The sequence below is a fragment of the Anaerocolumna sedimenticola genome, assembly GCF_009931695.1.
GTDB lineage: Bacteria > Bacillota > Clostridia > Lachnospirales > Lachnospiraceae > Anaerocolumna > Anaerocolumna sedimenticola.
The window spans coordinates 1,789,738-1,814,863 of the sequence record NZ_CP048000.1 but is presented as its reverse complement, the minus strand read 5'-3'; the positions used below and the strand labels follow the sequence as shown (position 1 = coordinate 1,814,863).

Annotated in this window: 22 protein-coding genes, 2 tRNA genes, 1 pseudogene and 1 other annotated feature; of the genes and pseudogenes, 7 read left to right on the top strand and 18 right to left on the bottom strand. The window is 38.6% G+C overall.

The window, feature by feature from the left end; genetic code table 11:
• Window positions 1-86 precede the first annotated feature (86 nt).
• Together glgA and Ana3638_RS08120 are read left to right on the top strand one after the other, a co-directional pair.
• The gene (glgA, locus tag Ana3638_RS08125; protein WP_246240887.1) at window positions 87-1,523 is read left to right on the top strand and encodes a glycogen synthase GlgA; all 1,437 of its coding nucleotides are present in this window, start codon (window positions 87-89) and stop codon (window positions 1,521-1,523) included.
• Between the two features lie 20 nt (window positions 1,524-1,543).
• Entirely contained in the window at window positions 1,544-3,967 is a 2,424-nt protein-coding gene (locus Ana3638_RS08120; protein WP_161837577.1) for a glycogen/starch/alpha-glucan phosphorylase, read from the top strand.
• 120 nt (window positions 3,968-4,087) lie between these two features.
• Here the strand turns inward: Ana3638_RS08120 and Ana3638_RS08115 are convergent.
• A tRNA-Asn gene (locus tag Ana3638_RS08115) sits at window positions 4,088-4,159 on the bottom strand.
• Window positions 4,160-4,452: 293 nt separating this feature from the next.
• Between Ana3638_RS08115 and Ana3638_RS08110 the strand changes: the two genes are divergently transcribed.
• Window positions 4,453-5,223 carry a hypothetical protein gene (locus tag Ana3638_RS08110; protein ID WP_161837576.1) on the top strand — a complete coding sequence of 257 codons (771 nt, stop codon included), beginning with the start codon at window positions 4,453-4,455 and terminating at the stop codon, window positions 5,221-5,223.
• 75 nt (window positions 5,224-5,298) lie between these two features.
• Window positions 5,299-5,383, top strand: a tRNA-Leu gene (locus Ana3638_RS08105).
• A 59-nt stretch (window positions 5,384-5,442) separates the two neighbouring features.
• Here the strand turns inward: Ana3638_RS08105 and Ana3638_RS08100 are convergent.
• The 5 genes from Ana3638_RS08100 to Ana3638_RS08085 are packed head-to-tail and all read right to left on the bottom strand — an operon-like array spanning window position 5,443 to window position 11,297.
• Entirely contained in the window at window positions 5,443-6,816 is a 1,374-nt protein-coding gene (locus Ana3638_RS08100) for a TolC family protein (RefSeq protein ID WP_161837575.1), read from the bottom strand.
• Window positions 6,817-6,871: 55 nt separating this feature from the next.
• Complete coding sequence (locus Ana3638_RS08095) at window positions 6,872-8,266, bottom strand: HlyD family secretion protein (RefSeq protein WP_246240884.1); 1,395 nt, start codon at window positions 8,264-8,266, stop codon at window positions 6,872-6,874.
• Window positions 8,267-8,287: 21 nt separating this feature from the next.
• Window positions 8,288-9,454, bottom strand: a complete 1,167-nt coding sequence (locus Ana3638_RS24995; RefSeq protein ID WP_246240882.1) for an ABC transporter permease — start codon at window positions 9,452-9,454, stop codon at window positions 8,288-8,290.
• The gene (locus Ana3638_RS24990; RefSeq protein WP_246240880.1) at window positions 9,376-10,602 is read right to left on the bottom strand and encodes an ABC transporter permease; all 1,227 of its coding nucleotides are present in this window, start codon (window positions 10,600-10,602) and stop codon (window positions 9,376-9,378) included. Before Ana3638_RS24990 ends, Ana3638_RS24995 begins: the two co-directional genes overlap by 79 nt.
• Window positions 10,596-11,297 carry an ABC transporter ATP-binding protein gene (locus Ana3638_RS08085; protein ID WP_161837574.1) on the bottom strand — a complete coding sequence of 234 codons (702 nt, stop codon included), beginning with the start codon at window positions 11,295-11,297 and terminating at the stop codon, window positions 10,596-10,598. The genes Ana3638_RS24990 and Ana3638_RS08085 overlap by 7 nt, the downstream gene beginning before the upstream one ends.
• Before the next feature lie 254 nt (window positions 11,298-11,551).
• Between Ana3638_RS08085 and Ana3638_RS08080 the strand changes: the two genes are divergently transcribed.
• The gene (locus tag Ana3638_RS08080; RefSeq protein WP_246240877.1) at window positions 11,552-12,121 is read left to right on the top strand and encodes a TetR/AcrR family transcriptional regulator; all 570 of its coding nucleotides are present in this window, start codon (window positions 11,552-11,554) and stop codon (window positions 12,119-12,121) included.
• Between the two features lie 159 nt (window positions 12,122-12,280).
• On the opposite strand, the gene rplT is transcribed toward Ana3638_RS08080, so the two are convergent.
• From rplT to infC, 3 genes are all read right to left on the bottom strand, one after another.
• Window positions 12,281-12,637 (bottom strand): 50S ribosomal protein L20, encoded by a 357-nt coding sequence (rplT, locus tag Ana3638_RS08075; protein ID WP_161837573.1) that lies wholly within the window; start codon window positions 12,635-12,637, stop codon window positions 12,281-12,283.
• Between the two features lie 31 nt (window positions 12,638-12,668).
• Window positions 12,669-12,866 (bottom strand): 50S ribosomal protein L35, encoded by a 198-nt coding sequence (gene rpmI, locus Ana3638_RS08070; RefSeq protein WP_161837572.1) that lies wholly within the window; start codon window positions 12,864-12,866, stop codon window positions 12,669-12,671.
• 179 nt (window positions 12,867-13,045) lie between these two features.
• Entirely contained in the window at window positions 13,046-13,540 is a 495-nt protein-coding gene (gene infC, locus Ana3638_RS08065) for a translation initiation factor IF-3 (protein ID WP_161837571.1), read from the bottom strand.
• Between the two features lie 256 nt (window positions 13,541-13,796).
• Between infC and Ana3638_RS08060 the strand changes: the two genes are divergently transcribed.
• Together Ana3638_RS08060 and Ana3638_RS08055 are read left to right on the top strand one after the other, a co-directional pair.
• Window positions 13,797-14,954, top strand: coding sequence for an IS91 family transposase (locus Ana3638_RS08060; protein ID WP_161836913.1), 1,158 nt, complete (start codon window positions 13,797-13,799; stop codon window positions 14,952-14,954).
• 55 nt (window positions 14,955-15,009) lie between these two features.
• Window positions 15,010-15,189, top strand: a complete 180-nt coding sequence (locus Ana3638_RS08055) for a hypothetical protein (RefSeq protein ID WP_161836914.1) — start codon at window positions 15,010-15,012, stop codon at window positions 15,187-15,189.
• A 388-nt stretch (window positions 15,190-15,577) separates the two neighbouring features.
• Here Ana3638_RS08055 and Ana3638_RS08050 read toward each other — a convergent pair whose 3' ends face one another.
• The 9 genes and pseudogenes from Ana3638_RS08050 to sfsA form a co-directional block, all read right to left on the bottom strand.
• Window positions 15,578-16,039 carry a GNAT family N-acetyltransferase gene (locus tag Ana3638_RS08050; protein WP_161837570.1) on the bottom strand — a complete coding sequence of 154 codons (462 nt, stop codon included), beginning with the start codon at window positions 16,037-16,039 and terminating at the stop codon, window positions 15,578-15,580.
• Between the two features lie 48 nt (window positions 16,040-16,087).
• Complete coding sequence (locus Ana3638_RS08045; RefSeq protein WP_161837569.1) at window positions 16,088-17,677, bottom strand: peptide chain release factor 3; 1,590 nt, start codon at window positions 17,675-17,677, stop codon at window positions 16,088-16,090.
• 676 nt (window positions 17,678-18,353) lie between these two features.
• A complete protein-coding gene (gene thrS, locus Ana3638_RS08040) occupies window positions 18,354-20,306 on the bottom strand; it encodes a threonine--tRNA ligase (RefSeq protein ID WP_161837568.1) in 1,953 nt (650 codons plus the stop codon).
• A 190-nt stretch (window positions 20,307-20,496) separates the two neighbouring features.
• Window positions 20,497-20,727 (bottom strand) — a binding site (T-box leader).
• Window positions 20,728-21,266: 539 nt separating this feature from the next.
• Window positions 21,267-21,800, bottom strand: a complete 534-nt coding sequence (locus Ana3638_RS08035; RefSeq protein ID WP_161837567.1) for a GNAT family N-acetyltransferase — start codon at window positions 21,798-21,800, stop codon at window positions 21,267-21,269.
• Between the two features lie 15 nt (window positions 21,801-21,815).
• Complete coding sequence (locus Ana3638_RS08030; protein WP_161837566.1) at window positions 21,816-22,571, bottom strand: YdcF family protein; 756 nt, start codon at window positions 22,569-22,571, stop codon at window positions 21,816-21,818.
• A 15-nt stretch (window positions 22,572-22,586) separates the two neighbouring features.
• The gene (locus Ana3638_RS24985) at window positions 22,587-23,279 is read right to left on the bottom strand and encodes a glycosyltransferase (protein ID WP_330588022.1); all 693 of its coding nucleotides are present in this window, start codon (window positions 23,277-23,279) and stop codon (window positions 22,587-22,589) included.
• A 36-nt stretch (window positions 23,280-23,315) separates the two neighbouring features.
• Window positions 23,316-23,740 (bottom strand): annotated as a pseudogene (locus Ana3638_RS24980) (glycosyltransferase); the annotation flags it as partial.
• 234 nt (window positions 23,741-23,974) lie between these two features.
• Window positions 23,975-24,367, bottom strand: a complete 393-nt coding sequence (locus Ana3638_RS08020) for a bacteriohemerythrin (protein ID WP_161837565.1) — start codon at window positions 24,365-24,367, stop codon at window positions 23,975-23,977.
• 44 nt (window positions 24,368-24,411) lie between these two features.
• A complete protein-coding gene (gene sfsA, locus Ana3638_RS08015) occupies window positions 24,412-25,095 on the bottom strand; it encodes a DNA/RNA nuclease SfsA (RefSeq protein ID WP_161837564.1) in 684 nt (227 codons plus the stop codon).
• Between the last annotated feature and the right edge of the window lie 31 nt (window positions 25,096-25,126).

The following is a 25,126-nucleotide window of genomic DNA, read 5'->3' as shown; positions in this document are numbered from 1 at the left end:
GCCATATATAGATTCTTTCACCCTGTGAAACTTGTTTCACATTTTAATATATGGCAGTAACACATCTGTGGCAGATGTATTATGCAATGGGTATCAATATGAATATTTTATGTGCTTATGGGGAAGCAAATCCATTTATCGCAACCGGTGGACTGGGGGAAGTTGCTGCATCTTTCACCCGGTCTATCCGTGAGAAAATCACCAATTGCAGGATTGTACTTCCGTTATATTCGGATATACCGGAAGCAATGCGTTCGAAAATGAAATTTTTAACTAATTTCATTGTCCCACTGGGTTGGCGTCAGCAATACTGCGGTATTTTTGAAGTACACGTAAGCGGCACTACCTATTATTTTGTTGACAATGAATATTATTTTAAACGTTCCGGTATTTATGGCCATCCGGACGACGGTGAACGTTTTGCATTTTTTTCAAGGGCTGTTTTGGAAATGATAAAATATATCCATTACCCTACGGATATTATCCATTCCAACGATTGGCAGACAGGGTTAATTCCTGTTTTTTATAAATTATTATATAGTAAAATAGAAGAATATAAAAATATTAAGACCATATTTACTATTCATAACCTGTTATATCAGGGACAGTTTGGCTTAGAGTTTTTCTCAGATGTACTTGGTTTAAATCCTCAGGATTTATCTTTATTAGAGTACAATGGCTGTATCAATCTCGTAAAAGCCGCGATAGAAACAGCGGATGCGGTTACTACCGTAAGTCAGACCTATGCGGAGGAAATTAAAGATCCTGTCTTCGGATATGGTCTGGATGAAATATTACGGAAGCATTCGGATAAAATAACCGGAATTACCAATGGCATTGATATGGAATTGTATGATCCGGAGACAGATGAAAGTATCCTGAAAAATTATTGCAGCAACGATCTTAGCGGAAAAGCAATGAATAAAGAAGCACTTCAGAAATTATTTAACCTTCCCGTAGATAGTTCCACTCCTATTATCGGAATGGTAACCAGAATGGTGGATATCAAAGGGCTTGATTTAGTCCGTGAGGTCATTCAGGATATTCTCTGCCAAAAAGTACAGGTTGTCTTATTAGGCACAGGGGATCCTGTAAATGAAACCTTTTTCCAGGATATTGCGAAAAAATTTCCCGCGAAAATGGCCATTAAAATTGGATACCATCCGGATATTGCACGAAAAATATATGCAGGAGCTGATCTGTTTTTAAAACCCTCCAAATCAGAACTCTGCGGATTATCACAAATGGTTGCTCTGCGTTACGGAACTATCCCCATTGTCAGAGAGACCGGTGGTTTAAAAGACACCGTAATAGATTGTGAGGAGGAAAACGGCAATGGATTTACGTTCAGGAGCTATAGTTCTGATGATATGTTAGAAGCAATAGAACGTGGTTTGGATTTATATTCTGATAAAATGGCCTGGGAAAGCCTGATCAAACGTGCAATGGAGTGTAATAACTGCTGGCAGAATTCGGCTGAAAAATATATAACTCTTTATAAGAAATTATTAAATCAGAAATAAACGTAAAGGAGGGTTAATCTATGGAAGCTTCTATGAATAAAGAGGTAATAAAAAGGCGTATCTGTACGAAGCTTAATCATCATTTCGGGGTACCTCCGGAAAATGCCACCCTGGAACAATTCTATCGGGCGTCCGTTATGATTGTTCAGGAAATGTTAATTGAACGCAGGCGTAAATTTGTATCAGCCCAGAGAGAGAAAGAAGCTAAATCCGTCTATTATTTATGTATGGAATTTTTGATTGGAAGATCTCTTCGCAATAATCTGTTCAATTTGGGGATCTTGGAACCATTTGAAGACGCTATAAAAGAGCTAAACCATTCATTTTCTGCAATCTTTGATTTAGAACCGGATTCCGGTCTGGGAAATGGCGGCCTTGGAAGGCTTGCTGCTTGTTTTTTGGATGCGGCGGCTTCTCTGGGTTATCCGGTTGACGGTTATTCCATTCGTTATGAGTTTGGTATCTTCCGTCAGAAAATAATTGACGGATGGCAGACAGAACTTCCTGATTTATGGCTTCACGGAGGTGAAGTATGGCTGACTCCCCGGGCGGACGAAGCCGTTACCGTTAAATTTGACGGACAGGTCATGGAGAATTGGGGCGATGAACACCATATTGAACATATTAATTATAAATCTGTTTTAGCAATTCCTTATGATATGATGATTTCGGGTTATGATAATACCAGTGTCAGTCTTCTCCGCTTATGGAGTGCAACAAATTTAAATTTTGATATTAAGCTGTTTAATCAGGGTAATTATATGGATGCTGTGGAACAAAAGGCTATGGCTGAAGTTATCAGTAACGTTTTGTACCCGTCTGATAACCATATGGAAGGGAAAAGTCTCCGGCTCAGGCAGCAGTATTTTTTAGTATCCGCTTCCATACAGGATATCATACGGAAACATTTATCTTATTATGAAACCATAGATAATTTGTCCGATAAAGTTGCCATTCATATTAATGAAACTCATCCGGCATTAGCTATACCGGAATTAATGCGAATTCTTTTAGATGAGTGGAACTATGGCTGGGAGGATGCCTGGACCACGGTTACCAAAACATTTGCCTATACGAATCATACGGTCATGAGTGAGGCTTTAGAGGTATGGCCGGAGGAAATATTTAAGCGGATCCTTCCCCGTATCTATCAGCTTGTGCAGGAAATAAACAACCGTTTCTGCCACAAGATTTATGAAATGTGTAATGATTCCATGCGGGTTTCCCAGATGGCTATTATTAACTGCGGACAGATTCATATGGCCAATCTCTGTATTTGTGCTTGTTTTTCCGTTAACGGTGTTTCAAAAATTCATTCTAATATTATTAAAACCAGCCTGTTTCGGAATTTCAGCGAATTGTTTCCGTCTAAATTCATCAATATTACCAACGGTTTTTCAAACCGCCGCTGGCTGTGCCAGTCCAATCCTAACCTGTGCGGTTATATTGCCGAACTGATAGGTCCCGGTTTTGAAACCAATCCAAAGGAAATGCAAAGTCTTTTAAAATACGCTGATAATCAGGATGTATTAATGAAATTGGCTGAGATTAAGAAATATAACAAATTACGTCTGGCTGATTATATAAAAGAAACCAATCAGATTATTGTTAATCCCGATTCTATTTTTGATGTTCAGATTAAGAGATTACATGAGTATAAGCGGCAGTTATTAAATGCCTTACACATTTTGCTGCTCTATGATAAATTGAAAGAAAACCCGAATATGGATTTTTATCCAAGGACATTTATCTTTGGGGCAAAGGCTGCTCCCGGCTATCATATGGCAAAACAGATCATTCGTCTAATATGCAGTATAGCCAATGAAATTAATAAGGATAAAAGCATTTCCGATAAATTAAAAGTAGTGTTCTTAGAAGATTACAGAGTCTCCCTGGCCGAACTCATTATTCCTGCCGCCGAAATCAGCGAACAGATCTCCCTGGCAGGTACGGAAGCTTCCGGTACCGGTAATATGAAGCTAATGATTAACGGAGCTATTACATTAGGAACCATGGACGGTGCCAATGTAGAAATCAGTGAAGCAGTTGGAGAAGACAATATATTAATCTTTGGCCTGCGAACGAATGAAGTAGAGGATCTAAAGAAAAACGGGTATTACCCCTCTAATTATTATAACGATCCAAATATCAGCAGATTAATGGAACGGCTTAAATCCGGTGTGGACGGTGTCTCCTTTCAGGATATTGCAAACAGCTTAATCGGCGGACAGTATGGAAACAGCGACCCTTATATGGTTCTGGCTGACTTTGAAGCCTACCGAAAGATACAGGAAGAAGCGGCTTCCCGTTATAGGGATAAAATAAGGTGGAATAAGATGTCTTTAGTTAATATTGCTGCTTCCGGAAGATTTTCGGCGGACAGAGCGATAGAGGAATATTCCGACTGGATCTGGAAAATTAATAAAATTAAAGATGTAAAATGATATAAGTTTAAGATAGATAAAAATAACCTCCAGGCTGATTTGATCATTAGTATCAGCTGGAGGTTTAAATTTCATTAGACTTCTTTACTTTCCTATATCCGCTAAATTTACATAAAAAAACTCCCCGAGTTGGGCTCGAACCAACAACCCCACGGTTAACAGCCGTGTGCTCTACCATTGAGCTATCGAGGAATACATCTGTAATTTTAATACTGTCTTTCACTAATGTCAAGGGATAATTTTATAAAATTATAAAAATATTTGCCGCTTTTGGATTTGTTAAGTTATAAATATATGGTATAATTTAGGAGAACAAACTATGTAGGAGATACAAAATGAAATCCCGTAAGCATATTATCACATCCATAATAATTATACTATTACTGGTCAGTGGAAGCTATTTTTCGATACCATATATTTCAATTAGGCCAGTTGATAAGAGTTGGATTCAAGATTTCGGTTATAAGAATGACGAGGTCCATGAAATGAGTTTAAATAAATTGGGATGTCCAAGGATTCCAATCAAAATAGATAATCGTAATTTTACAATCGATTTTGATACCGGATGTGCTCCCGGCATTACTCTTACCAATTTAATGGACGGCAAGATAACATATACCCTTTTAGGTCAGACAGAACAGTTAAACCGGGACGGCTCTCACAGAGGCTGGTCTAAAAGTATACGTATAAACGATTTATCAGTATTTGGTGAGAAGTATGCTGCGGTTACGTCTGTTATTGCAGATTGGAAAATGTTTTCCAGTGAAAAATTTAATGGTATCATTGGTTTAAAATATTTTAAATCCAAATTGGTTACACTTGATTATACGGGCAGGAAAATTGCCATAACCAATCATCCGCCGGATTATAAAAACCTGGACATGGATAAATATATAGTACTGCCTCTACTAAAGACAAAGTTAAATAATCAGGAAAATTTACTCTTTTTTGAAGCCAAATTAAATGGTGCATCCATTATTGTTTATTTAGATACAGGTAAAAATCATTCCTATATGCATAATCCTGACAGTTCTCTTTCTACAGGCACATCTGAATCCAACGTTCCCAGGAAGAATATTGTAATTAATCTTGGCGGCATGCAATTAACCCTAAAAGGATTAGAGGAAGTGAATATAACTCAAGTTACCGATTTGCCATACCCTGTAATGATTGAATTAAACTCTGATCAAATAAGGAAAAACAACCTCCTGGTAACCATTGATTTAATCAACCATTCTATTATTTTCAGGAAATGATTTACAATTATTTTTCAATCACTTTTTACTTGACATCTTAAAAATTTGTAGTATAATATATACGTTACTAATTTTGCAGTCGTGGCGGAATTGGCATACGCGCTAGATTCAGGTTCTAGTCCGGGTAAACTGGGTGAGGGTTCAAGTCCCTTCGACTGCATATTGAGATACAAGGGTTTCAAAGTTTAGATAAACTTTGAAACCCTTGTTTTTATTTTTTTAAAAGGTTAAACCATTTATCATCCAGTCATACTTTAAGTAAGACCGGATATACTCAAACTCTGCCACATCGGTATTTATCTCCTGGTTCCGATAGTTTGAATTTTCAATCTCAAGTTCCAAATCAGAAATCCTTCCGAGTTCATGTTTCATGATTGCATAATTTCTGTTAGTGCCTGCCTGCTCGAACTTCTTGCTTTCCTGTTCAAAAGACATCTTTTTACTGAGTACCTCTTCATAAACTTTATCAAAAGAAAAGGACACATCCCTCTTTGTCTCTTCCAATTTTATTTTCTCGTTTTCAAGGTTATATTCTGCTGCTTCCTCACTTTGGGTATCACTCCCATCCGACCGGTTGAGCAATCTTTGTTTCGTTTCCCGTTCAAGAGATTGTAACGCTATGGAATAATTATTTTCAAGTACACTCTTAAGATCCTTATTATAATTTTCTTCATTAAAGTTCTCATATACAGGTTTTAACTCGGTATTTAAAGTCAAGGTAAAATCATAGTTGTTGCCTAACATAAGGTTAAATTCACCTAAAACCGCCTTTTTTTGCGTCTGCAAGTCATTTAAACCTATTTGAAGGTCCTTGATTTTAAGTTCCAGAGTAGTTATATCTGTTTTTGTTATTTGGCCTAATGATTCCCGCAGTATGGCGATCTCAAGCTGTTTCTGCATTAATTCGGTCTGATTTTCTAAATCCGTTTCCTTATTCCGTAATACATTAAAGGTAATATAAAGATTTTGTGCTGTCCACACCAGCTGGCATTCGGACATCTTTGACTGAACCCTTAATTTATTAATGGCATCATCCATATCTTCTGCCTGGTCATCTAAAGAGAACTGCTGCTCTCTTAAAGATTTTCTGCTGTTTATAAGACTGTCTTTGTTATATTGATAAATACCAATGAGGGCATCATAGTTTGATTTGATATGATTTATTAGATCCTGGTCTCCATCAATTCTGGTTTCAAGGCTGGCTCTATCCTGTTGCAATTTTTTTATTTGAAGATCCATCCTATCAATTGCGTCATCCAGATCATCTCTATCATCCTCCAGGTCATCTCTAGTATCCTTAATCTGTTTATAATCTTCTTCCATTGCATTAATTGCATTTTGGTTAATTAAGACCGCCGGGTTATTATCCAATATTTCTTTTTCAATATCTTCAAACATTATTTGTCCTTTATGTTCACTGCCATCATCACCGGAAGCCTCATTATCAACTTCATTGATACCTTGATTGGCAGATTCCCTCACAGCAACAGCTTCATTGGCAGCTCCGCCATCAACTTCACTGGCATGAATATTTATTGGAGCAAGAAATAATAATGAAACTGTTAAAATTATAAGACTACAAATTTTATTCATCCAAATACCTCCTGTATGCATTTTAGGTTTTTATTCATACTGTGTCTGTTTAAGTTCATTTTTTAAAATAAACATCAGCGGTATACCCCGGTTTCAACAAATTGTTCGGATCGTCGGGTTTTACCAGTACGCGGATTACGCGTTTGCCATCCTTTTCCACGGCGAGACTGGGAATCTGCGTCACTGTGCCGGTGAGCGAGACGTCTGGCTTTGAGACCGGTATAATCTTTACCGTTTCTCCCACCTCCACACTGCTGATAAATTCCTCATCAACCTCCGCGCTTATGGTGAGAGAATCTGCATCTATAATCTGTAAAACTTGAGTGGGCATGCCCTGTGCACCAAGATGAGCAGCATCGCTGACCATGATGTTCTGTACGATGCCATTATTAATATTGGAGACGATCTGATTACCCTTTAGGTAATCTTTTGCGGTTTTTGCTTTCATCGTGTCCAAATCCACCTGTGCGGTTCCAATACCACTCTGCTGCTTGGTAACGTTCGCGGTGTTTCCCAGCTTAGCCTCAGAAAGCTGTACCTTCTTGGATTTCAGTGAAACATTCAACTGATCCAATTCTTCTTTTAAAGCGGTCTTAGTCTTCTGAATGTTATCCTCTATATCATTTACAGCTTTTTGTCTCTGATCCAACACATCCGCGTACTGGTTTATCTCATCTTTTAAAGCAGTTTTCGTTTTCTGGATGTTATACTTTATATCGTTAACCGCTTTCTGCCTCTGATCCAGTGCATCTTCGTATTGGTCCAGTTCGTCTTTTGAAATAGCTCCGGCGTCGTACAAGGACTGGCTTTTTTGCATATCACTTTTAGCGGCAGCAAGCTCCTTGCTTGCTAATTTCAGGGAATTCTGCAGCAGTTTCAGATCAGCATTCGTACCATCGTTATACTTCGTTTGATGTTTTTTCAGATCACTTTTAGCGGTAGCAAGCTGCTTTCTGGCTAGATCCAATGAACTCTGAAGCAGTTTAAGATCGACGTTCGTACCGTTATTATACTCATTGGTCTTGCGTGCGATTTGACCTTGCATCTGGTTTATATCTGCTTTTAGTGCGGAAATGTCCTGCTCTGCAGCGGGCAGAGCCGCTTCACCGGCGGCTAGCTGTTGATTCAATTTTTCAATATTTCCGTTATATTCGGAGAGATCAAGGGTTACAAGCGGTTGACCCAGTACAACCCGTTCACCCTCCTTTACCGATACACTCGTTACCACAGACAGGAAATCGATACTGATGTCCTCCATGTGCGTATATTTCACCTCACCCCAGACATCGATCTCTTCTACCTGATTAGCCGAATCCCCGGCATCCATGGTTTGCAGAGCGGAAGCACTGTTTTTCTGGTAATAAAAAAAACCGAGAATAATAAAAAGTGCAGCAAGTACACAAGCACCCGTAAACACCGTTTTTTTGTGGGATAAAATCCATTTTTTCATGAAATAAGCCTCCATCTATAATTATTCGACGCTTTTAAGCGCTTCAAGCATATCAATCTGTTTCATCTTTCGGGCTACGATACTGTTGGTAATCAATGCGAAACACAGGGTCATGGCGGTTGCTAGCAGCACGTCGGGTAATGTGATATTGCCCGGAAGATCCATACGTTCATCCAGGCTGCTGGCGATTACCCAGGATATAAACCGTCCTATGGGGATGCCGGCAAACGTACCGAGCAAAACGGAAAAATAATTCTCTATCAACACCAGGTTTCGGATTTTATGATGATGAAGCCCTAGAACCCGCAAGGTCGCAAGATCCCGAATCCGCTCTACGAAATTAAGGATACTGGTGTTATACAGCACCACAAATGCTAACGATGCACCCATTACAATCAGCGCCACTACAGCGAAGTTTACTACCTGCATACTGGAGGATAAACCGGATTGCTGGCTTTCACGGGTTGCTGAATCAATTACTGCATCACTATTAAGAAATCTTTGATTGGGCTGGCCATTCCATTGTATAAGAAGAGCCGTCGGCGAAAATGTTTCGCCCAAAGATTCCCAGTAACTGTCGGTTACGTAGATTCCCTGGCCGGATGCCATGTAGGCAACCTGAATGATTTGCACCGATACATAATCTTCCCCTGAACGTTTAATTCGGATACTGTCTCCTTGTTTCACACCCAACGTACTGCATAGTTTTCGGGTCATTAGTACTCCGTTTTCCGGAAAAAAAATGGGATTCCCTCTAACATCAAACATGTGAATCAGCGGGCTGTTTCCGGTGGTGATAGTAATCGGTTCCATTTTCTGCTTACCATTTGGGCAAATCACCTCTATGGCGGATTCCTGGATTTGCTGAGTGATGCCGTTAATCCCCAGATTTTTCAGATAACGAGAATCCGCTTTCTCTGGGTCAACGAGAATTTTCTGATCATAGGTAAATGTATTCCCATACATCTGGTCGGTAATTCCAGATATGGTACTTCTGACGGTCAGGGCAGCGATAATTACACTGACGCAGCCCATGACACCGATGGTACTCATGATAAGACGTCCTTTGTTTTTCAAGGTGTTCCGTACAATCAGTTTATCACTGAACTTCATCTTCCCCCAGAGAGAGGGGAATGCTTCCAGAAAAATATGGGCACCCTTTTTGGGCGGTTTGTCGCGGAGAAGCACTGCGGGAGTATCCCCTGAAGCTTCCAGCAGGCATAAAACGAAACACCGCCCGTACACAACAGGATAAGGAGGAATGATAGGGCGAAGTTCCAGTAATTAATATGAAGGCTGTAGCTGTTTAGCGTCAGTTTTAACCGTGGGACCAAAACCCTGCCGAACAGGTTGGGACCGAGGATAAGGCCGGATATTGAGCCCAGCACACCGATCAAAACTCCGTAAGAGGTATAATGCCAAAGGATCCTTATCTTGCTGTAACCCATTGCTTTCAGGATCCCGATTTGTGTACGTTGACTTTCTACCAGTCGCAACATGGTACTTTGGGTAATCAGAGCCGTTACCAGAAAGAACAGAAGGGGAAATACAAAAGAAAGTGTTTTAAACTGCTGTATGCGGCCATTAACGCTGCTGACGCTGGTGTTATCTTTCTGTAGGGTAGTGCCAATCATTTTACGGCCAATTACAGCATCTGCCTTTTGAACCACCTGCTTAAGGTCGGTCCCCGGCTCCGTTTTCACACTGATTTGATTGTAGACCTTCTGACCGTAAACACTCTTTAGTGCACTGGTATGAATTACAACGAACCCGTAAAGCATGGGATCCGGAATGAGCGTTGCAGTATTTTTAACAGCATAGACCTGTTCACTGTTCAGCGCCAGCCCATCGATGGGAAGAGACAGCCATACGCCGTTCAATTTGATAGAAATAGTATCTCCGACTTTCAGATTATGAGCTTTTGCAAATGCACTGTCTAGTACCGCACCGCCCCCGCTTTTCTTGAATCGTCCCGCCTGCATCTCGGGTTGGTCCAGGGTACTGCCGTCATTTAAAGCGTAGACATGGAGAGTGGGTTTTCCGGGCAGGTCCGTATCTGCTTCAGCAGAAAAGCGCTTCTCTACCTGTTTGACGCCGTCGATTCGCTGTATACCCCATAAATCCTGTTCCGAAGGATTCATAACGGTCACCCACAGGTCGGAAAGGTTCGTCCCGCGGTACATGGTGTCCGTGTGGTTCCAAACGGTAAACCAAATACAATCAAGGCCTGTCATAATAGATATGGCGAGAGTCGCCATAATAAAGATGGAAATAAACTGTGCTTTTGACTTTTGCATGTCTCGCAGAGATTTCTTAAATAATGCCCCCCTCACCATATGATTTCCTCCACATCTTTGGGCTGCTCATGGAACTCTATCTCTGCGATTTTGCCGTCTCTCATATGTAACACCGTCTGTGCCATCTCGGCGATCGGCGCGTTGTGCGTGACAATAATCACGGTTTTACCAAGATCCCTTGCCACGTCCCGGATCAGGCGCAGCACCTTTCGGCCGGTTCCGGAATCCAAAGCTCCTGTTGGCTCATCGCACAGTACGATCTGGGGGTTTTTTGCCAGTGCCCGAGCGATAGATACGCGCTGTTGTTCGCCGCCGGACATCTGGCTTGGAAAATTGTCCATCCGATTTTCCAGCCCCACGCGCCGCAGCATTTCTCTGGCATCGAGCGGATCGGAGCAAATTTCCTCAGCTAGTTGTACATTTTCCAGTGCAGTCAGATTTGGCACCAGGTTATAAAACTGGAATACAAAACCGATTTGCGTACGTCGGTAGTCGGTGAGTTCCCGCTCTGACATACCGGAAACCTCGTACTCATTTACGACAATTCGGCCGGCGGTCGGTGAATCCATACCGCCAAGCAGGTTAAGAACCGTCGTTTTCCCTGCGCCGCTCTGACCGAGTACCACATTAAACGTACCTCGTTTAAATTCAAAGCTGACGCCATCCACGGCCTTGATGACATTACCGCCGATGTGATACTCCCTTTCCACGTTTTCGAATGTGATAAAATCCATATGTAGTCTCCTTTGCTGCGTAACTTGCAGGCTCCTTTTGAGAAGCCATGGGAAAAACCATTGCTAGCCTTAATAGTCCTGTGCAAGTTTTACACATTCTTGACATTTAACTAAGAACTCATTATAATGACACTATGTTGATTATGCAACCATCATTTTTTTAATAGATGTCTTGTTTGCAACAAATTGCTATACAAATGTTGATTTAAAAACAGGATTAGCTAAATTTATTTTTGGTGAGGTGAGAGGACAACTTGGTAAAAGAAATAAAAGAGAACCGTAAAACACGATATACAAGAATGGTTTTGCAGGAGAGCCTGTTTGAATTAATGGAGGAAAAGCCCATCACTAAAATAACGATCAAAGAACTCTGTGAAAATGCAGACATTAACCGGACGACTTTTTATGCATATTATACCGACCAGTATGACCTTCTTCGTAAAATTCAGGATGAAACTCTCCTTTGGGTGAAAGAATCGCTTTCCAATCTGATTGGTAAAACGGATAAGCAGGAAAAAATGATGGTACTAGAGAAAATCTTCCAATATTTCGTTGAGAACAGCAGGCATCTTAAGATTCTAATGAGTGAGCAGGGTGATATCGATTTCCAAAAGCAAATGTTTACCTTAATTTACCAGCAATGTGGGATATCGCCGTCGACCGGAGCGGAGACGGATTTCGGTGTCAGCAAAGATTATTTTATATTTGCTGTAAACGGAAGTGTCGGTCTCTTACAGCATTGGCTGAAGAACGGTATCAATCAGTCTGCAAAGGAAATGGCTGAGACCATTTACAATTTGACTTTCCGATTGGTTAATTGGTAATATCAACTGAAATTCTAGTACCTACTGATAACATAGACCATATGATATATAAATATAAAAAGAGCTTATTTTAAACTTCAGATTATAAAATCTGCTGTCTGAAATAAGCTCTTTATCTATATCAATGGTTTTGAATTCAACTTAATTAGAATATATGATTTATGCTATTTTGGATTTTGCAACTTCTGTTAAAGCTGTGAAGCCTGCAGGATCGTTTATAGCCATGTCAGATAACATTTTTCTATTGATTTCAACTCCGGCAACTTTTAAGCCAAACATAAGTTTGCTGTAAGAAATTCCATTCATTCTTGCTGCTGCATTGATTCTGGCAATCCATAATTGTCTGAATTGTCTCTTTTTTTGTCTTCTTCCTGCAAATGAAGAAGTTAAAGCTCTCATAACGGATTGTTTCGCTACTCTATATTGTTTTGATCTGGCTCCTCTATAACCTTTTGCCAGTTTTAATACTCTATTATGTCTTTTTTTAGCATTTAATGCGCCTTTAATTCTAGCCATGTTCTATTTCCCTCCTTATATCACCTATATCTTATAGATATGGCATAATCTTCTTCATATTCTTTACTTTTGTTGCATCTGTTAAAGTAGCTTTTCTAAGATTTCTTTTTCTCTTAGTAGTCTTCTTTGTTAAGATATGGGTTTTATAAGCTTTCATTCTCTTTAACTGTCCTGTACCGGTTTTCTTGAAACGCTTTGCTGCTGATCTGTTTGTTTTAATTTTAGGCATGATATTTCCTCCTTAATCATGATACAATTAACTTATCCCCTTACGGGTTGTCCAATTGTCTTATTTTATTATTATTCACTTGGCAAAATCTTATCGGGTCTTTTCCTGCATAACCGAAGCTTAAGCTTCGGTTATTGCTTCTATAATAATAAAGTGTCCCTGACATTTACAAAGTGTAATTAACGTTTTTCAGTCAAAAACAGAATCATGCTTCTGCCTTCTAACTTAGCTGGTTTCTCAACGACTGCAACATCCTCAAGCCTAGCAAAGAAATCATCTAATATCTGCTTACTGGATGCCATATGTGCCATTTCCCTACCACGGAAACGAAGAGCTACTTTAACTTTATCACCTTTTGTGATAAACTTTCTCGCCTGATTTGCCTTAGTATTAAGATCATTCTCATCAATATTCGGAGATAAACGGATCTCTTTTACTTCGGTAATCTTCTGCTTTTTCTTAGCTTCTTTTTCTTTTCTTGCTAATTCATATCTGTACTTACCATAGTCGATAATTTTACATACAGGCGGTTTAGCGGTAGGAGCAATCTTAACCAAATCAAGATTGGCTTCTTTAGCAAGCTTTAGTGCATCCTTAATTGGCATAATACCTAACTGCTCGCCTTCTTCTCCAATTAAACGGACTTCTTTGTCTCTAATTTGCTCATTGATCATTAATTCACTAATAGTACTGCACCTCCATAGGTTGAATATTCCATCGTTGTGTTATTTTATTAAACCGGAAGAAACACACTTTGCGAGTTTCTTCTGTTCGCGTGTCCGTTCGAATTATTGCAAGCAAACCTGCTAATTCTCACTTTGCTTTCGCGGAAATAAAAAAGTGTCTTCGACACATCAACTCCCCTAGCCCCTCATTCATGAGGGGAATCTGGGGGTTTCTTTTTTTGTCATTTTGTTTCATAATAGTCATATGAATATATTACAGAAGATTTTCAATGACAATTATGAAATAATTAAATATTCTCTTCATCCTCGTCATGTTGTTATGGAAAACATTGAAAAGATGATTAACTGCGGCGATCCTTCCTTTGGTGGTGCCATGTACGGCTGTTCCCATTGCGGTGAACTTAAATTCGTTCCTTTCCGCTGTCACTCCAAGTTTTGCCCTACCTGTGGCAGCAAATACTCCAACGATCGTTCTACCACGATATCTTTTAAGTTAATTCGTTGCACTCACCGCCACTGTGTTTTTACTATTGATGAAGAACTTCGTCACTTCTTTTTGGAAGACCGTTCCCTTCTTAACTGTCTTTTCCAGGCGGTCCGTAGCGTTGTTCTTGAACTGTTCCACAAGATGAACAAAAGTAAGAACTATGTTCCCGGTTTTGTCTGTGTTCTACATACTTTTGGCCGTCCTCTTGAATGGAATCCTCACATTCACTGTCTACTTACCGAAGGTGGATTCTCCGATGATGGATTCTGGCGTGTTGTAAAACATTTTAATTACTCTTATTTTAGAAAAGCTTTTCAGACCGCTCTTCTTAATGAAATGGAGAAGCATATCGGTCCATCTTTCAAAAAAACCAAGGCCGCCATCTACAAGAAAGATAAAAATGGTTTCTATGTTTACGCAAGACCAAATCTTTGTGACCCTAATACCGTTGTAAAATATATCAGTCGCTATCTTAGTCGTCCTGTTATTGCTACTTCAAGAATTGACTCCTACGATGGTGAAAATGTAACTTTTCATTATAACAAACATGAGGATAATTCTTATGTTCAGAAAACAATTCCTGTATTAGATTTTATTAAGCTTCTTATCCAACACATCCCCGAAAAGAACTTTAAGATGACGCGCTATTATGGTCTTTATGCTCGTCATCGCGAGTTAGATAAAAGCCTTACCAAAGCTGTACCAAAATCCAAACACAAGATAATTCTGGATTTTAATAAATGGCGTAACCTTATTCTTTTGTCCTTTGGTTACGATCCTTTAAAATGTCCAAAGTGCAATCATACCATGGAGTTTCTGGAACTCTACTTTAACCACAAACGTGTATCTCTAGTTGAACTTTACGAAAGGGCAATGGCAAAGTTTCACTGCCGCTCCAGCGGTAAAGTTACTTGATTTTCTATCCCATCTGGTCCATACTTAAATCATTCTAAGATGGGAGGCACTACTAATGGATCCAAAACAACTAGAGGAACTCAGACAAAACTATATCAAAAATCCTCCAGAAGGAATGACGGCTAAGCTTGTTCGGAACATGACTGATTCTGATCTGCTCGACATGCATTATTTTCTTACCGAGGATGAGGACCTTGATGAGGACGAATTTGAAGAAGGTTTTTATATCTTCTAGCAATATCGTCTGTTTCCTATGCCCGCTTTTAGCGGGCATATTTAATACACAGGTTCTCCGGAGGAGAACTTTCCTAATAAATAAAAAAAGTGGATAGCAAAGTCTATCCACGTTCCAATTCGTTAAATTCCTCACTGAACTAATTCAATAAGTACTAATCTCACAGCTGATATGCTGTTTCTTTACCGAAATTATGAACCAAAGTCACACATTAGTGCTAAGGTGAGAGTGGATACTCTGCTTTGTTGTTATCGTTGAATCACCATAAAAATCACATATGATTCACAAGCTTTATAAGTATAACATAGATAATTGCAAATGTCAATAAGTTATTTAGCACTTAAGATATTATTAATTTTTTATATGTTTTTAATCCGGACTCTTCCATCTAAGCAATATAATACACCATATCACCCTGTACTTCTTTAAATCCGTATCTTTCATATAAAGGTTTACCCATATCAGTAGCATTTAATAGTACTTTATTGTGACCTTGTATTTTCGCCTCTTCAACAATCAGGGAAAATAATTTTGTCGCAATACCTTGTTTACGATATTGGGGATAAGAAAACATATTACTGATATAAGCAGCTTTTCCGTTTGGGCATTTCATATTGGGAGGCACATGATAAAAAGTTATACCGCTTGTTCCAACAACTTCTTCATCTAAAACTGCCAGCCAGGCAGCAAAACTTCCATCTGCTAAGGCTTTTTTTAAATAGTCCTGATTTGCTTTACACATATCCTGTTTATCCTCCTGGGTCAGATGATTTACCTCACCTAAAAAGTCAGCCCGTATCTTTGCGATTAAATCAGCATCTTCCAGTGTTGCCTTACGATATTCTATCATAGTATCCTCCCCTTAATTTTATACCCTAAACACTACTAATATTAAAGATTACTCTCTGCCAAACTCCGATAATTTGAGTTCCTTATTCCGGTCTAAAACAGTCTGAATACTCCAGCTGTGTATAAAAAGCAATAAAGGATTTCCCTTTAAGTCTTTTACCTTTTTCGTATCGGAGGTAATACTTAACTTGCTTACATCCAGATTCTTATTTTCTATCCAACGGATATATTCATATGCTAAAGGCTCCAGACGGATTTCAACACCATACTCGGATTCCAGGCGGAATTTTAACACATCAAATTGCAGAACACCTACAACCCCCACAATAATTTCTTCCATTCCTGTATTAAATTCCTGGAATATCTGAATAGCTCCCTCCTGGGCTATCTGGGATACACCTTTTAAGAATTGCTTTCTTTTCATGGTATCCACCTGTCTCACCTTGGCAAAATGCTCCGGAGAAAAGGTTGGAATTCCTTCATATGCAAATTTTTTATCCGGCATACACAACGTATCACCAATGGAAAAAATACCAGGATCAAATACACCAATAATATCCCCGGCATAAGCTTCTTCCACGATTTTTCTCTCCTGTGCCATTAATTGCTGCGGCTGTGACAGTCGTATCTTTTTCCCGCCCTGCACATGATTTACTTCCATACCGGCTTCGAATTTGCCGGAGCAGATGCGCATAAATGCAATTCTGTCTCTGTGGGCTTTATTCATATTTGCCTGTATTTTAAATACGAACGCGGAAAAGTCATTCTGTACCGGGTCAATGATTCCTTCCGTTGATTTTCTTGGCAACGGTGATGTTGTCATGGAAAGGAAATGTTTTAAAAATGTTTCCACACCAAAATTCGTTAATGCGGAACCAAAGAAAACAGGTGTTAATTTACCCTCCCTAACCAAATCAATATCAAATTCACTGCTGGCACCGTCCAACAGATCGATTTCTTCGGATAAGACCTCATGATTTACCTTACCGATTAAGTTATCCAGGCTTTCGTCTCCTAATTCCACTTCTACGGTATCCACTTCCTTTTGTCCGTTATTAGCGGCAAAGAAACGTGTGATATGTTTTGTTTCCCTGTCATAGACCCCTTTAAAATTCTTGCCGGAACCAATAGGCCAGTTAATGGGGCAGGTACGGATACCAAGAACGGTTTCTATATCATCTAATAATTCAAAGGTGTCTTTTGCTTCCCGGTCCATCTTGTTGATAAAAGTAAAGATGGGAATATTACGCATAACACAAACTTTAAATAATTTAATTGTCTGGTTCTCAACACCCTTTGACGCATCGATTACCATGACCGCAGAATCTGCTGCCATTAAAGTACGGTAAGTATCTTCCGAGAAATCCTGATGCCCCGGTGTATCCAGAATGTTGATGCAGTAATCCCCGTAATTAAACTGCATTACGGAAGAAGTAACCGAAATACCACGCTGTTTCTCGATCTCCATCCAGTCGGAAACCGCATGACGGTCCGTTTTTTTCCCCTTTACGGAACCTGCCAGGTTAATTGCTCCTCCGTATAAAAGAAGTTTTTCCGTTAATGTCGTCTTACCGGCATCGGGGTGGGATATAATTGCAAATGTTCGTCTTTTGTTAATTTCCTTTGTATAATCAGCCAAAATAAATCCTCCACACTATATAATTCATGGTTAATTTTTAATCTATCAATGTAATCACGGTAAACATAATTCATAAATACAGAATCAAAGCAGTTACTATTATATTATAGGAACAAAACCCGTGTTCCTATAATCGGATGTACGGCGCAAGAACAGCTCCTTTTATCAGAAGTTTGGAAAGCAACTTCTGATAAGTTATATTATAGGAACAAAACCCGTGTTCCTATAATCGGATGTACGGCGCAAGTGCAGCGCCTTTTATCAGAAGTTTGGAAAGCAACTTCTGATAAGTTATATTATAGGAACAAAACCCGTGTTCCTATAATCGGATGTACGGCGCAAGTGCAGCGCCTTTTATCAGAAGTTTGGAAAGCAACTTCTGATAAGTTATATTATAGGAACAAAACCCGTGTTCCTATAATCGGATGTACGGCGCAAGTGCAGCGCCTTTTATCAGAAGTTTGGAAAGCAACTTCTGATAAGTTATATTATCCGTGATTCCTGTTTCTAATGTAAATAACTCTCAAAACCACTTCATAATATAATAAAAAAGCATTAATTGTCAAGGTATTTCAGTATAATCAGGTAAGCATTTTTTTAACTTATCTTCGGTTTATCCAGATTTACCAAAATATAAAAGCCGGCCCAGTCGGGCCGGCCTATATATTTATGTGAATTATTGTTCTACTTCAATCTTCTTAATTTCCTTTGTCCTGATTTCTTTACAGATATCATCTATAAAAGTATCCAGAGGTTTCTGTCCTTCATCTCCAAGATAGCGGCTTCTTACGGAAACTAAACCTTCTTCCTCTTCTTTTTGACCTATTACTAATAAATATGGAACGCGGTCCAGTCTTGCCTCACGAATCTTGTAACCGATTTTTTCTGCACGTTCGTCCACACTGCTGCGAATACCGTTATCCTTTAACTCGCTTTCGATTTTCTTCGCATAATCATGATACTTTTCGGAAATAGGAAGTACTCTTACCTGTTCCGGGCATAACCAGGTTGGGAACAGTCCGGCATATTTTTCAATCAGCCATGCAAGAGTTCTTTCATAACATCCCATACTGGTTCTGTGAATAATATAAGGGCGAACCTTATCACCGTTCTGGTCGATGTAATACATATCAAACTGTTCTGCTATGATAGCATCCCATTGAATCGTAATCATGGTATCTTCCTTACCATAAACGTTCTTTGCCTGGATATCTACTTTAGGACCGTAGAACGCTGCTTCCCCATCTGCTTCCGTAAATGGAATATTCAGTTCTGTAAGAACGTTACGGATTCTTCCCTGGGTTTCTTCCCAGATTTCTTCCGTACCGATATATTTTTCTTTATTGGTTGGATCCCACTTTGATAAACGGTAGGTTACATCATCTTCCAAACCTAAAGTTTTCAGACAATATCTTGCTAAGTCAAGACAGCCTTTAAACTCTTCATCCATCTGGTCCGGTCTTACTATCAGATGTCCTTCTGATATGGTAAACTGACGTACACGGGTTAAACCATGCATTTCTCCGGAATCCTCGTTTCTGAAAAGAGTTGAGGTTTCACCATAACGCAGAGGCAGATCACGGTAGGATTTCTGGCTTGCCTTATAAACATAATACTGGAATGGGCAGGTCATTGGACGAAGAGCAAATACTTCTTTATCCTTATCTTCATCTCCAAGAACAAACATACCATCTTTGTAATGATCCCAATGTCCTGAAATTTTATATAAGTCACTCTTAGCAAGCAAAGGAGTTTTCGTTCTGATATAACCTCTTTTTTCTTCTTCATCTTCAATCCATCTCTGAAGAGTCTGAATTATCTTAACACCATTTGGCATAATCAGAGGAAGTCCCTGTCCAATTACGTCAACTGTGGTAAATAACTCCATTTCACGGCCTAATTTATTATGATCACGTTTCTTGATATCTTCCAGATGCGCCAGATATTCATCCAAGTCTGCATTTTTGGTAAATGCGGTACCATATACTCTGGTTAACATCTTATTTTTCTCGCTGCCTCTCCAGTATGCGCCGGAAGAAGAAATTAATTTAATCGCTTTAATTCCTTTCGTGCTCATTAAATGAGGGCCGGCACAAAGGTCTACGAACTCCCCTTGTCTGTAGAAAGAAATTACGGAATCCTCAGGAAGGTCACGGATTAATTCCACCTTATAAGGCTCTCCTCTGTCTTCCATGAACTTCATTGCTTCTTCTCTGGGCAGGGTAAAACGTTCCAGCTCAGCACCTTCTTTAATAATCTTTTTCATTTCTTTCTCTAATTCATCTAAAGCTGCTCTGTCGAAAGATTCTATATCAAAATCATAATAAAAACCGGTATCGATGGAAGGACCGATTGCAAGTTTTGCGTTGGGATACAAGCGTTTTACCGCTTCTGCCAGTACATGGGAGGTTGTGTGTCTATATGCGGCTTTACCTGCCTCATCATTAAAGGTTAATATATTTAATTGGCAATCTTCTGAAACCACGGTTCTTAAGTCCACAACTTTTCCGTTTATTTCTCCGGCACAAGCCATTCTGGCAAGGCCTTCACTGATATCTTTTGCAATGTCAATTACAGACATGGCGTTATCATAAAGCTTTTCTGATCCATCTTTTAATGTAATCTTCATTTGATTCTCTCCTTTAAATAGTTATATGATTTGATATGTCAAATACTCTATTGTATCATCAGGTAATCGTTGGAAGTATACAGTAGGAATTTCTCCGGCTTGTATGGCGCTTGCATTAAGATAAGCAAGTTTTATCACTTTTCTAAGAAATAAAAAAAGCCCGTCACTTCCGAATAACCTGATTAGTTTCGAAAGGGACGAGTCATTATCTCGCGGTTCCACCCTTGTTGGAATTTATATTATTATAAATGATTGTTTATTGTAATTAAATTCCCATCTTAATTAGATTATAACGTAATCAACGGACCGGATTAGGGTCACTCAGAGGTAGTCTTCGGATGTCTTCCAATAAGATATTTTCAGCATATCATATCTCTCTCTGCAATATCAGGCATCTTACTTGTCTCATCATCGTATTAACATATTATTTGATAATTTTCATTATAGCATTGTAAAAATCTTTGTCAAGAGGGATTTTCTCTCATCAGTATTTACATTTGTATAAATTCAGGTAATTTCTAATTATTCAGAGAATCCTAATACTTACTTTCAACGGTAAGCATTATTAACATTATAAAACAGATTACTAAGATGCTAAAATTTAATATCACTATCCTTATAATTAATATTAATATCCAGTTAATTGTGAAATAAGAGTATTATATGGTATGTTCTAATAATAAAATACTTTAGCAACAGCCAAATAGATTAAGTGTCAAAAGGTCACTCATATCGTAATGAATGAATACCGTATATCTACTACGCCCGTATACATTGAAAACGATAAAATGACCTTTTGACACTTAATCCTAATTATTAATATCTTATAATCTAATTTATATCCTTAATAATCAACTTTAATCCATTCTAAATTCTATTTTTCATTTATTATTTGTAACAGCTTTATAAAAGAATGAGATAAGCTAATAAAATTTAACCGAAGCCATACACCTTTATTCATTATATGGTTTTCTCCATAATATAGTCATCCATAACAAAACCATTCCCAATATCGGCTACCTGTGTACGGACTTTGATAAAACCCTTTTTCTCATAAACTTTGATAGTATTTTCGTTATAGCGGTTTACAGTGAGCCATATTTTATGATAACCTTTTTGCCTGCATAAATCTGTCATAAATTCAAATGCCTTACTGGCTATACCATATCCCCTATATTCTTTGTACAGATATAGTTTACTTAAAAATAAACTTTTTTCCGGTTCTTCTTCCTTTATGGCAAAATAACCAATGAGCTTTTCCTCAACCCTGATCATATAATAGCGGTAACTGCTTGTTTCTATCTGGTTGGTTATGGCTTTTTCAGATTGGAATTTGTCCACCATATAATCTATTTGCTCTGATGATAAAATAGCTGTAAAATGCTCGTGCCAGATTTTCGTTGCGGCGGCGGCAACCTTTTTAATCTCATCTTCCATAACTACCGGTGTAAAATTAAGACCGTTGATTATTAACTGACTATCCGATTTCATCATAAGAATACCCCTTCTTTATATATTACCCACCAATTTATCCTTAATAATAGCAAAAAATTCCCTGACATAATAGCTTACTATCAATATATCATTGGTAGGTGCTCCTAAACCGCTTACATTCGTTAAACCAAGTTTACCCGCTATACCGACTGCCCGGAATACATGAAAACGACTGGTAACGATGACGGTATTATGCTCCTCACCTGTCATAAGTACTTTACTTAGAAGAAGATTTTCATGTGTATTGGTAGATTTATCTTCCATAAGTATCCGTTCGTCTTGTATTCCTTTCCCGACAAGATACTCTTTCATTGCCTCTGCTTCTGATATATCCTCACCGTTACCCTGTCCGCCTGATACAATAACCTTGGCAGTGGTATTATTAACAAGATATTCATAAGCCGTATCCAGTCTGTTTTTTAATGCTCTTGATAAGGCCGTTCCCCTCACCTGGGCACCAAGTACAATAACGTAATCTGCTCCTGGTTGGGGCTGTTTATTTCCAGCTTGGATAACTACTGCTTCAACCAACAGGAAAATGCTTATTCCGGATAAAAAGAGAAAAGTAAAGATAAATTTAAGGTATTTCGGACCCTCTATATTATGAGTATAAAGAAATCTTAATACTAGGGATAAAACAATACACCCCAGTCCCATGATGATCCAAAACCCCAGAAAAGCCGTATTGATACCGGAATAACAGACGATTGCAATCGTATATCCTATACTGAATAGTCCAATTATTAAAAATATAACTGCTAATAAATTCATTTAATTCTCCAATTATCAGGTATGAAACAGATGACTTATCTTTTTGGTTTCATAGGCTGCACGCTGCTCAGATATGGCATCCCGCTGCATCACTTCTTCGTATACCCTTTCAACATTTTTGGCAAATTCTTCGGAAGAATACCTTTGCATTCTGATTTTGGCATTCTCGCCGTAGGGGATCCCGTTATTTTCAAAAAAGATAGCATCCAGTCCTTTAATCAGGCCTTCCCGGTCTGTAAAATCATATCCGTTCCATCCCGGTTCCAGAATATCTTCAAGGCACTTATCTCTTTTTGCTACAACGGGCAATCCTGCTGCCATAGCTTCAATGTAAGTAAGTCCCTGGGTTTCACTTTGGGAGGCACTGACAAATACATCTCCCAATTGATAAAAGAGTCCAATATTATCCCAGGGTTTGGGTCCGGTAAAAATAATTTTATCCGTCATATTCCTGTCTGCCACAACCTGTTTTAAATGTTCTATCTCAGGCCCACCGCCTACGATCAGGAACTTGACCTGTTCTCTGTTTCTCATATAATCCGGCATTGCTTCTATGATCTCAGCAATATTCTTCTCTTTTGAGATCCTGCCAAGATATAAAAGTACTTTATCCTCTGGTTTGATTCCAAATTGATTTCTTAAGGCTAATACATCTTCTTTTAAATAAAGTCCGGGATTAAATTTTCTTAAATTTACCCCGGTAGGAATAACGGATATCTCCCTGAAAACACTATATTTTAAGAGTAATTCCTTTACTTTTTCAGTCGGTACGATAACCTGCTCTACGGTATTGCAGCATATTTTTGAAAACACCCTTACAAAAGCTTTTGCCCTTTTGTCCAGAATTTTTCTGTGTGTCAAATAATGAGTATAATCCTCATAAATCGTATGATAAGTGTGGACCGTGGGCAATTTCAATTCTTTTGCCATAATCCGTCCAAAGATACCCAAAGAAAATTCCGTATGGGTATGTATTAAATCCAAATTCAATTTTTTATGAGGGAAGCTAATTTCGGCTGATAAAACAGTCCTACTCTTCGTTCCGTAATTAATATACAAGGAAGACTGGGAACCCTAAAAACATTGTGCTCAAATTCCGGTGCTCCCGGTGTCGTTGTTGTAAAGACATATACATTATGTCCGATTTCCTCCAGCTCTGTTTTGAGCATATATACCGAATTCGCAACACCATTGATTTCAGGGTAATAAGTCTCCGTAAACAAACCAATATTCAATGATAACTCTCCTCTATCCAAATGATATCCAGGATTCCTGCAAGTAATGGTATAATTTAAACTGCCTGCAAAAATTTGATTGATTATCAGTTTAAATTATGACTCTTATATAATAACTAAAAATTCTTAAATTTTATATGATAAAAAATTTAAGAATTTATTAGTTTCTTAAATCTTTCCAATTAACTTATCCTTTTCCAGAATGTGATGAACAAGCCAGTCATTTAAGAATTCCAGTAAATCAACCAGTGTACCGGTCTGATTATGATCCATCTGGTCAAAATCGATTGCCTCCAGTTTTTCAACAAAATCATTATGTTCTACTTTCTGGGATAAATACCTTTTATATTGGATACTCTGCATATAAGCTTCCTCGTCTGCAAAATGTTTGATTGCATATTCTTTTAGCCCTATAATAATTTCAACGATATGATCAAATTTATCCGCTATGAAATCGTCTTTTAAAACCTGATATGCTTCATCTGCAAGCCGGAATAATTCCTTATGCTCTTTATCTATTAGTTCAATACCGGTATAATATTCCTCTTTCATCTCATACATACTTTATACATCCTTTCATAATTGAATTTTCTTTCGTTCCTTTGTTATCCCAGATTAACCGGTACTTTCTCCCGTATTTCCATTCCATCGAATGAAACTTCACAATCCACAGCCAGAATATGAACACCGTTCTTAGCTGCTTCCCGTAAAGCTTCACCAAATGCCGGGTGAGTGTTATCATTTGGTTTAAAATATAATACATCTTTCATTTGTACCACAAATAAAAGATAAGCCGTAAACCCCTCTTCCCTGCACTGACATAATTCCTTGATATGTTTAATCCCCCTCAAAGTCGGTGCATCAGGAAATAAAACTATGCCATTATCCTCTAAAGTTACCCCCTTTACTTCCATATAAATTTTTTCCTGTTTGGTTTCCAAATAAAAGTCAAATCTGGAATTACCATAGGTTTTCTCAGCCTTTAAATAAGTAATATCTTTAAATAACCCGCCCCTTTGCAGCCATTCAGAAACGACCTTATTGGGAGCCTGTGAATCTATATTAATAATCCGCGTTCCCTTTTTCACTCCGATAAGTGAGTATTTCGTTTTTCTGGACGGATTATCCGTTTTCTGTACATATACTGTTACACCTGGAATCAGTAATTCCTTGCATCGTCCTGTATTTTTAACATGGCAGGTTTCTGCACACCCATCTATCTCCACAAATGCTATAAACCGGTTGGGCCTTGATAAGAATATCCCAGCCAGCACATTTTCATATTTCATAATACACCCCATCTGCCGCTTTAGCGGCATA

What these genes read in the sequence shown, in the direction of transcription:
- Ana3638_RS08095 (WP_246240884.1), bottom strand. Translation starts at nt 8,266, where the DNA reads ATGAAAAAATGGATTTTATCCCACAAAAAAACGGTGTTTACGGGTGCT.
- Ana3638_RS08085 (WP_161837574.1), bottom strand. Translation starts at nt 11,297, where the DNA reads ATGGATTTTATCACATTCGAAAACGTGGAAAGGGAGTATCACATCGGC.
- Ana3638_RS08030 (WP_161837566.1), bottom strand. Translation starts at nt 22,571, where the DNA reads ATGAATTTATTAGCAGTTATATTTTTAATAATTGGACTATTCAGTATA.
- thrS (WP_161837568.1), bottom strand. Translation starts at nt 20,306, where the DNA reads ATGAAGATTACATTAAAAGATGGATCAGAAAAGCTTTATGATAACGCC.
- Ana3638_RS24990 (WP_246240880.1), bottom strand. Translation starts at nt 10,602, where the DNA reads ATGGTGAGGGGGGCATTATTTAAGAAATCTCTGCGAGACATGCAAAAG.
- Ana3638_RS08110 (WP_161837576.1), top strand. Translation starts at nt 4,453, where the DNA reads ATGAGTTTAAATAAATTGGGATGTCCAAGGATTCCAATCAAAATAGAT.
- rpmI (WP_161837572.1), bottom strand. Translation starts at nt 12,866, where the DNA reads ATGCCTAAAATTAAAACAAACAGATCAGCAGCAAAGCGTTTCAAGAAA.
- Ana3638_RS08055 (WP_161836914.1), top strand. Translation starts at nt 15,010, where the DNA reads ATGGATCCAAAACAACTAGAGGAACTCAGACAAAACTATATCAAAAAT.
- Ana3638_RS08120 (WP_161837577.1), top strand. Translation starts at nt 1,544, where the DNA reads ATGGAAGCTTCTATGAATAAAGAGGTAATAAAAAGGCGTATCTGTACG.
- Ana3638_RS08060 (WP_161836913.1), top strand. Translation starts at nt 13,797, where the DNA reads ATGAATATATTACAGAAGATTTTCAATGACAATTATGAAATAATTAAA.
- Ana3638_RS08050 (WP_161837570.1), bottom strand. Translation starts at nt 16,039, where the DNA reads ATGATAGAATATCGTAAGGCAACACTGGAAGATGCTGATTTAATCGCA.
- glgA (WP_246240887.1), top strand. Translation starts at nt 87, where the DNA reads ATGGGTATCAATATGAATATTTTATGTGCTTATGGGGAAGCAAATCCA.
- Ana3638_RS08020 (WP_161837565.1), bottom strand. Translation starts at nt 24,367, where the DNA reads ATGTATGAGATGAAAGAGGAATATTATACCGGTATTGAACTAATAGAT.
- rplT (WP_161837573.1), bottom strand. Translation starts at nt 12,637, where the DNA reads ATGGCTAGAATTAAAGGCGCATTAAATGCTAAAAAAAGACATAATAGA.
- Ana3638_RS08035 (WP_161837567.1), bottom strand. Translation starts at nt 21,800, where the DNA reads ATGATGAAATCGGATAGTCAGTTAATAATCAACGGTCTTAATTTTACA.
- sfsA (WP_161837564.1), bottom strand. Translation starts at nt 25,095, where the DNA reads ATGAAATATGAAAATGTGCTGGCTGGGATATTCTTATCAAGGCCCAAC.
- Ana3638_RS08100 (WP_161837575.1), bottom strand. Translation starts at nt 6,816, where the DNA reads ATGAATAAAATTTGTAGTCTTATAATTTTAACAGTTTCATTATTATTT.
- infC (WP_161837571.1), bottom strand. Translation starts at nt 13,540, where the DNA reads ATGATCAATGAGCAAATTAGAGACAAAGAAGTCCGTTTAATTGGAGAA.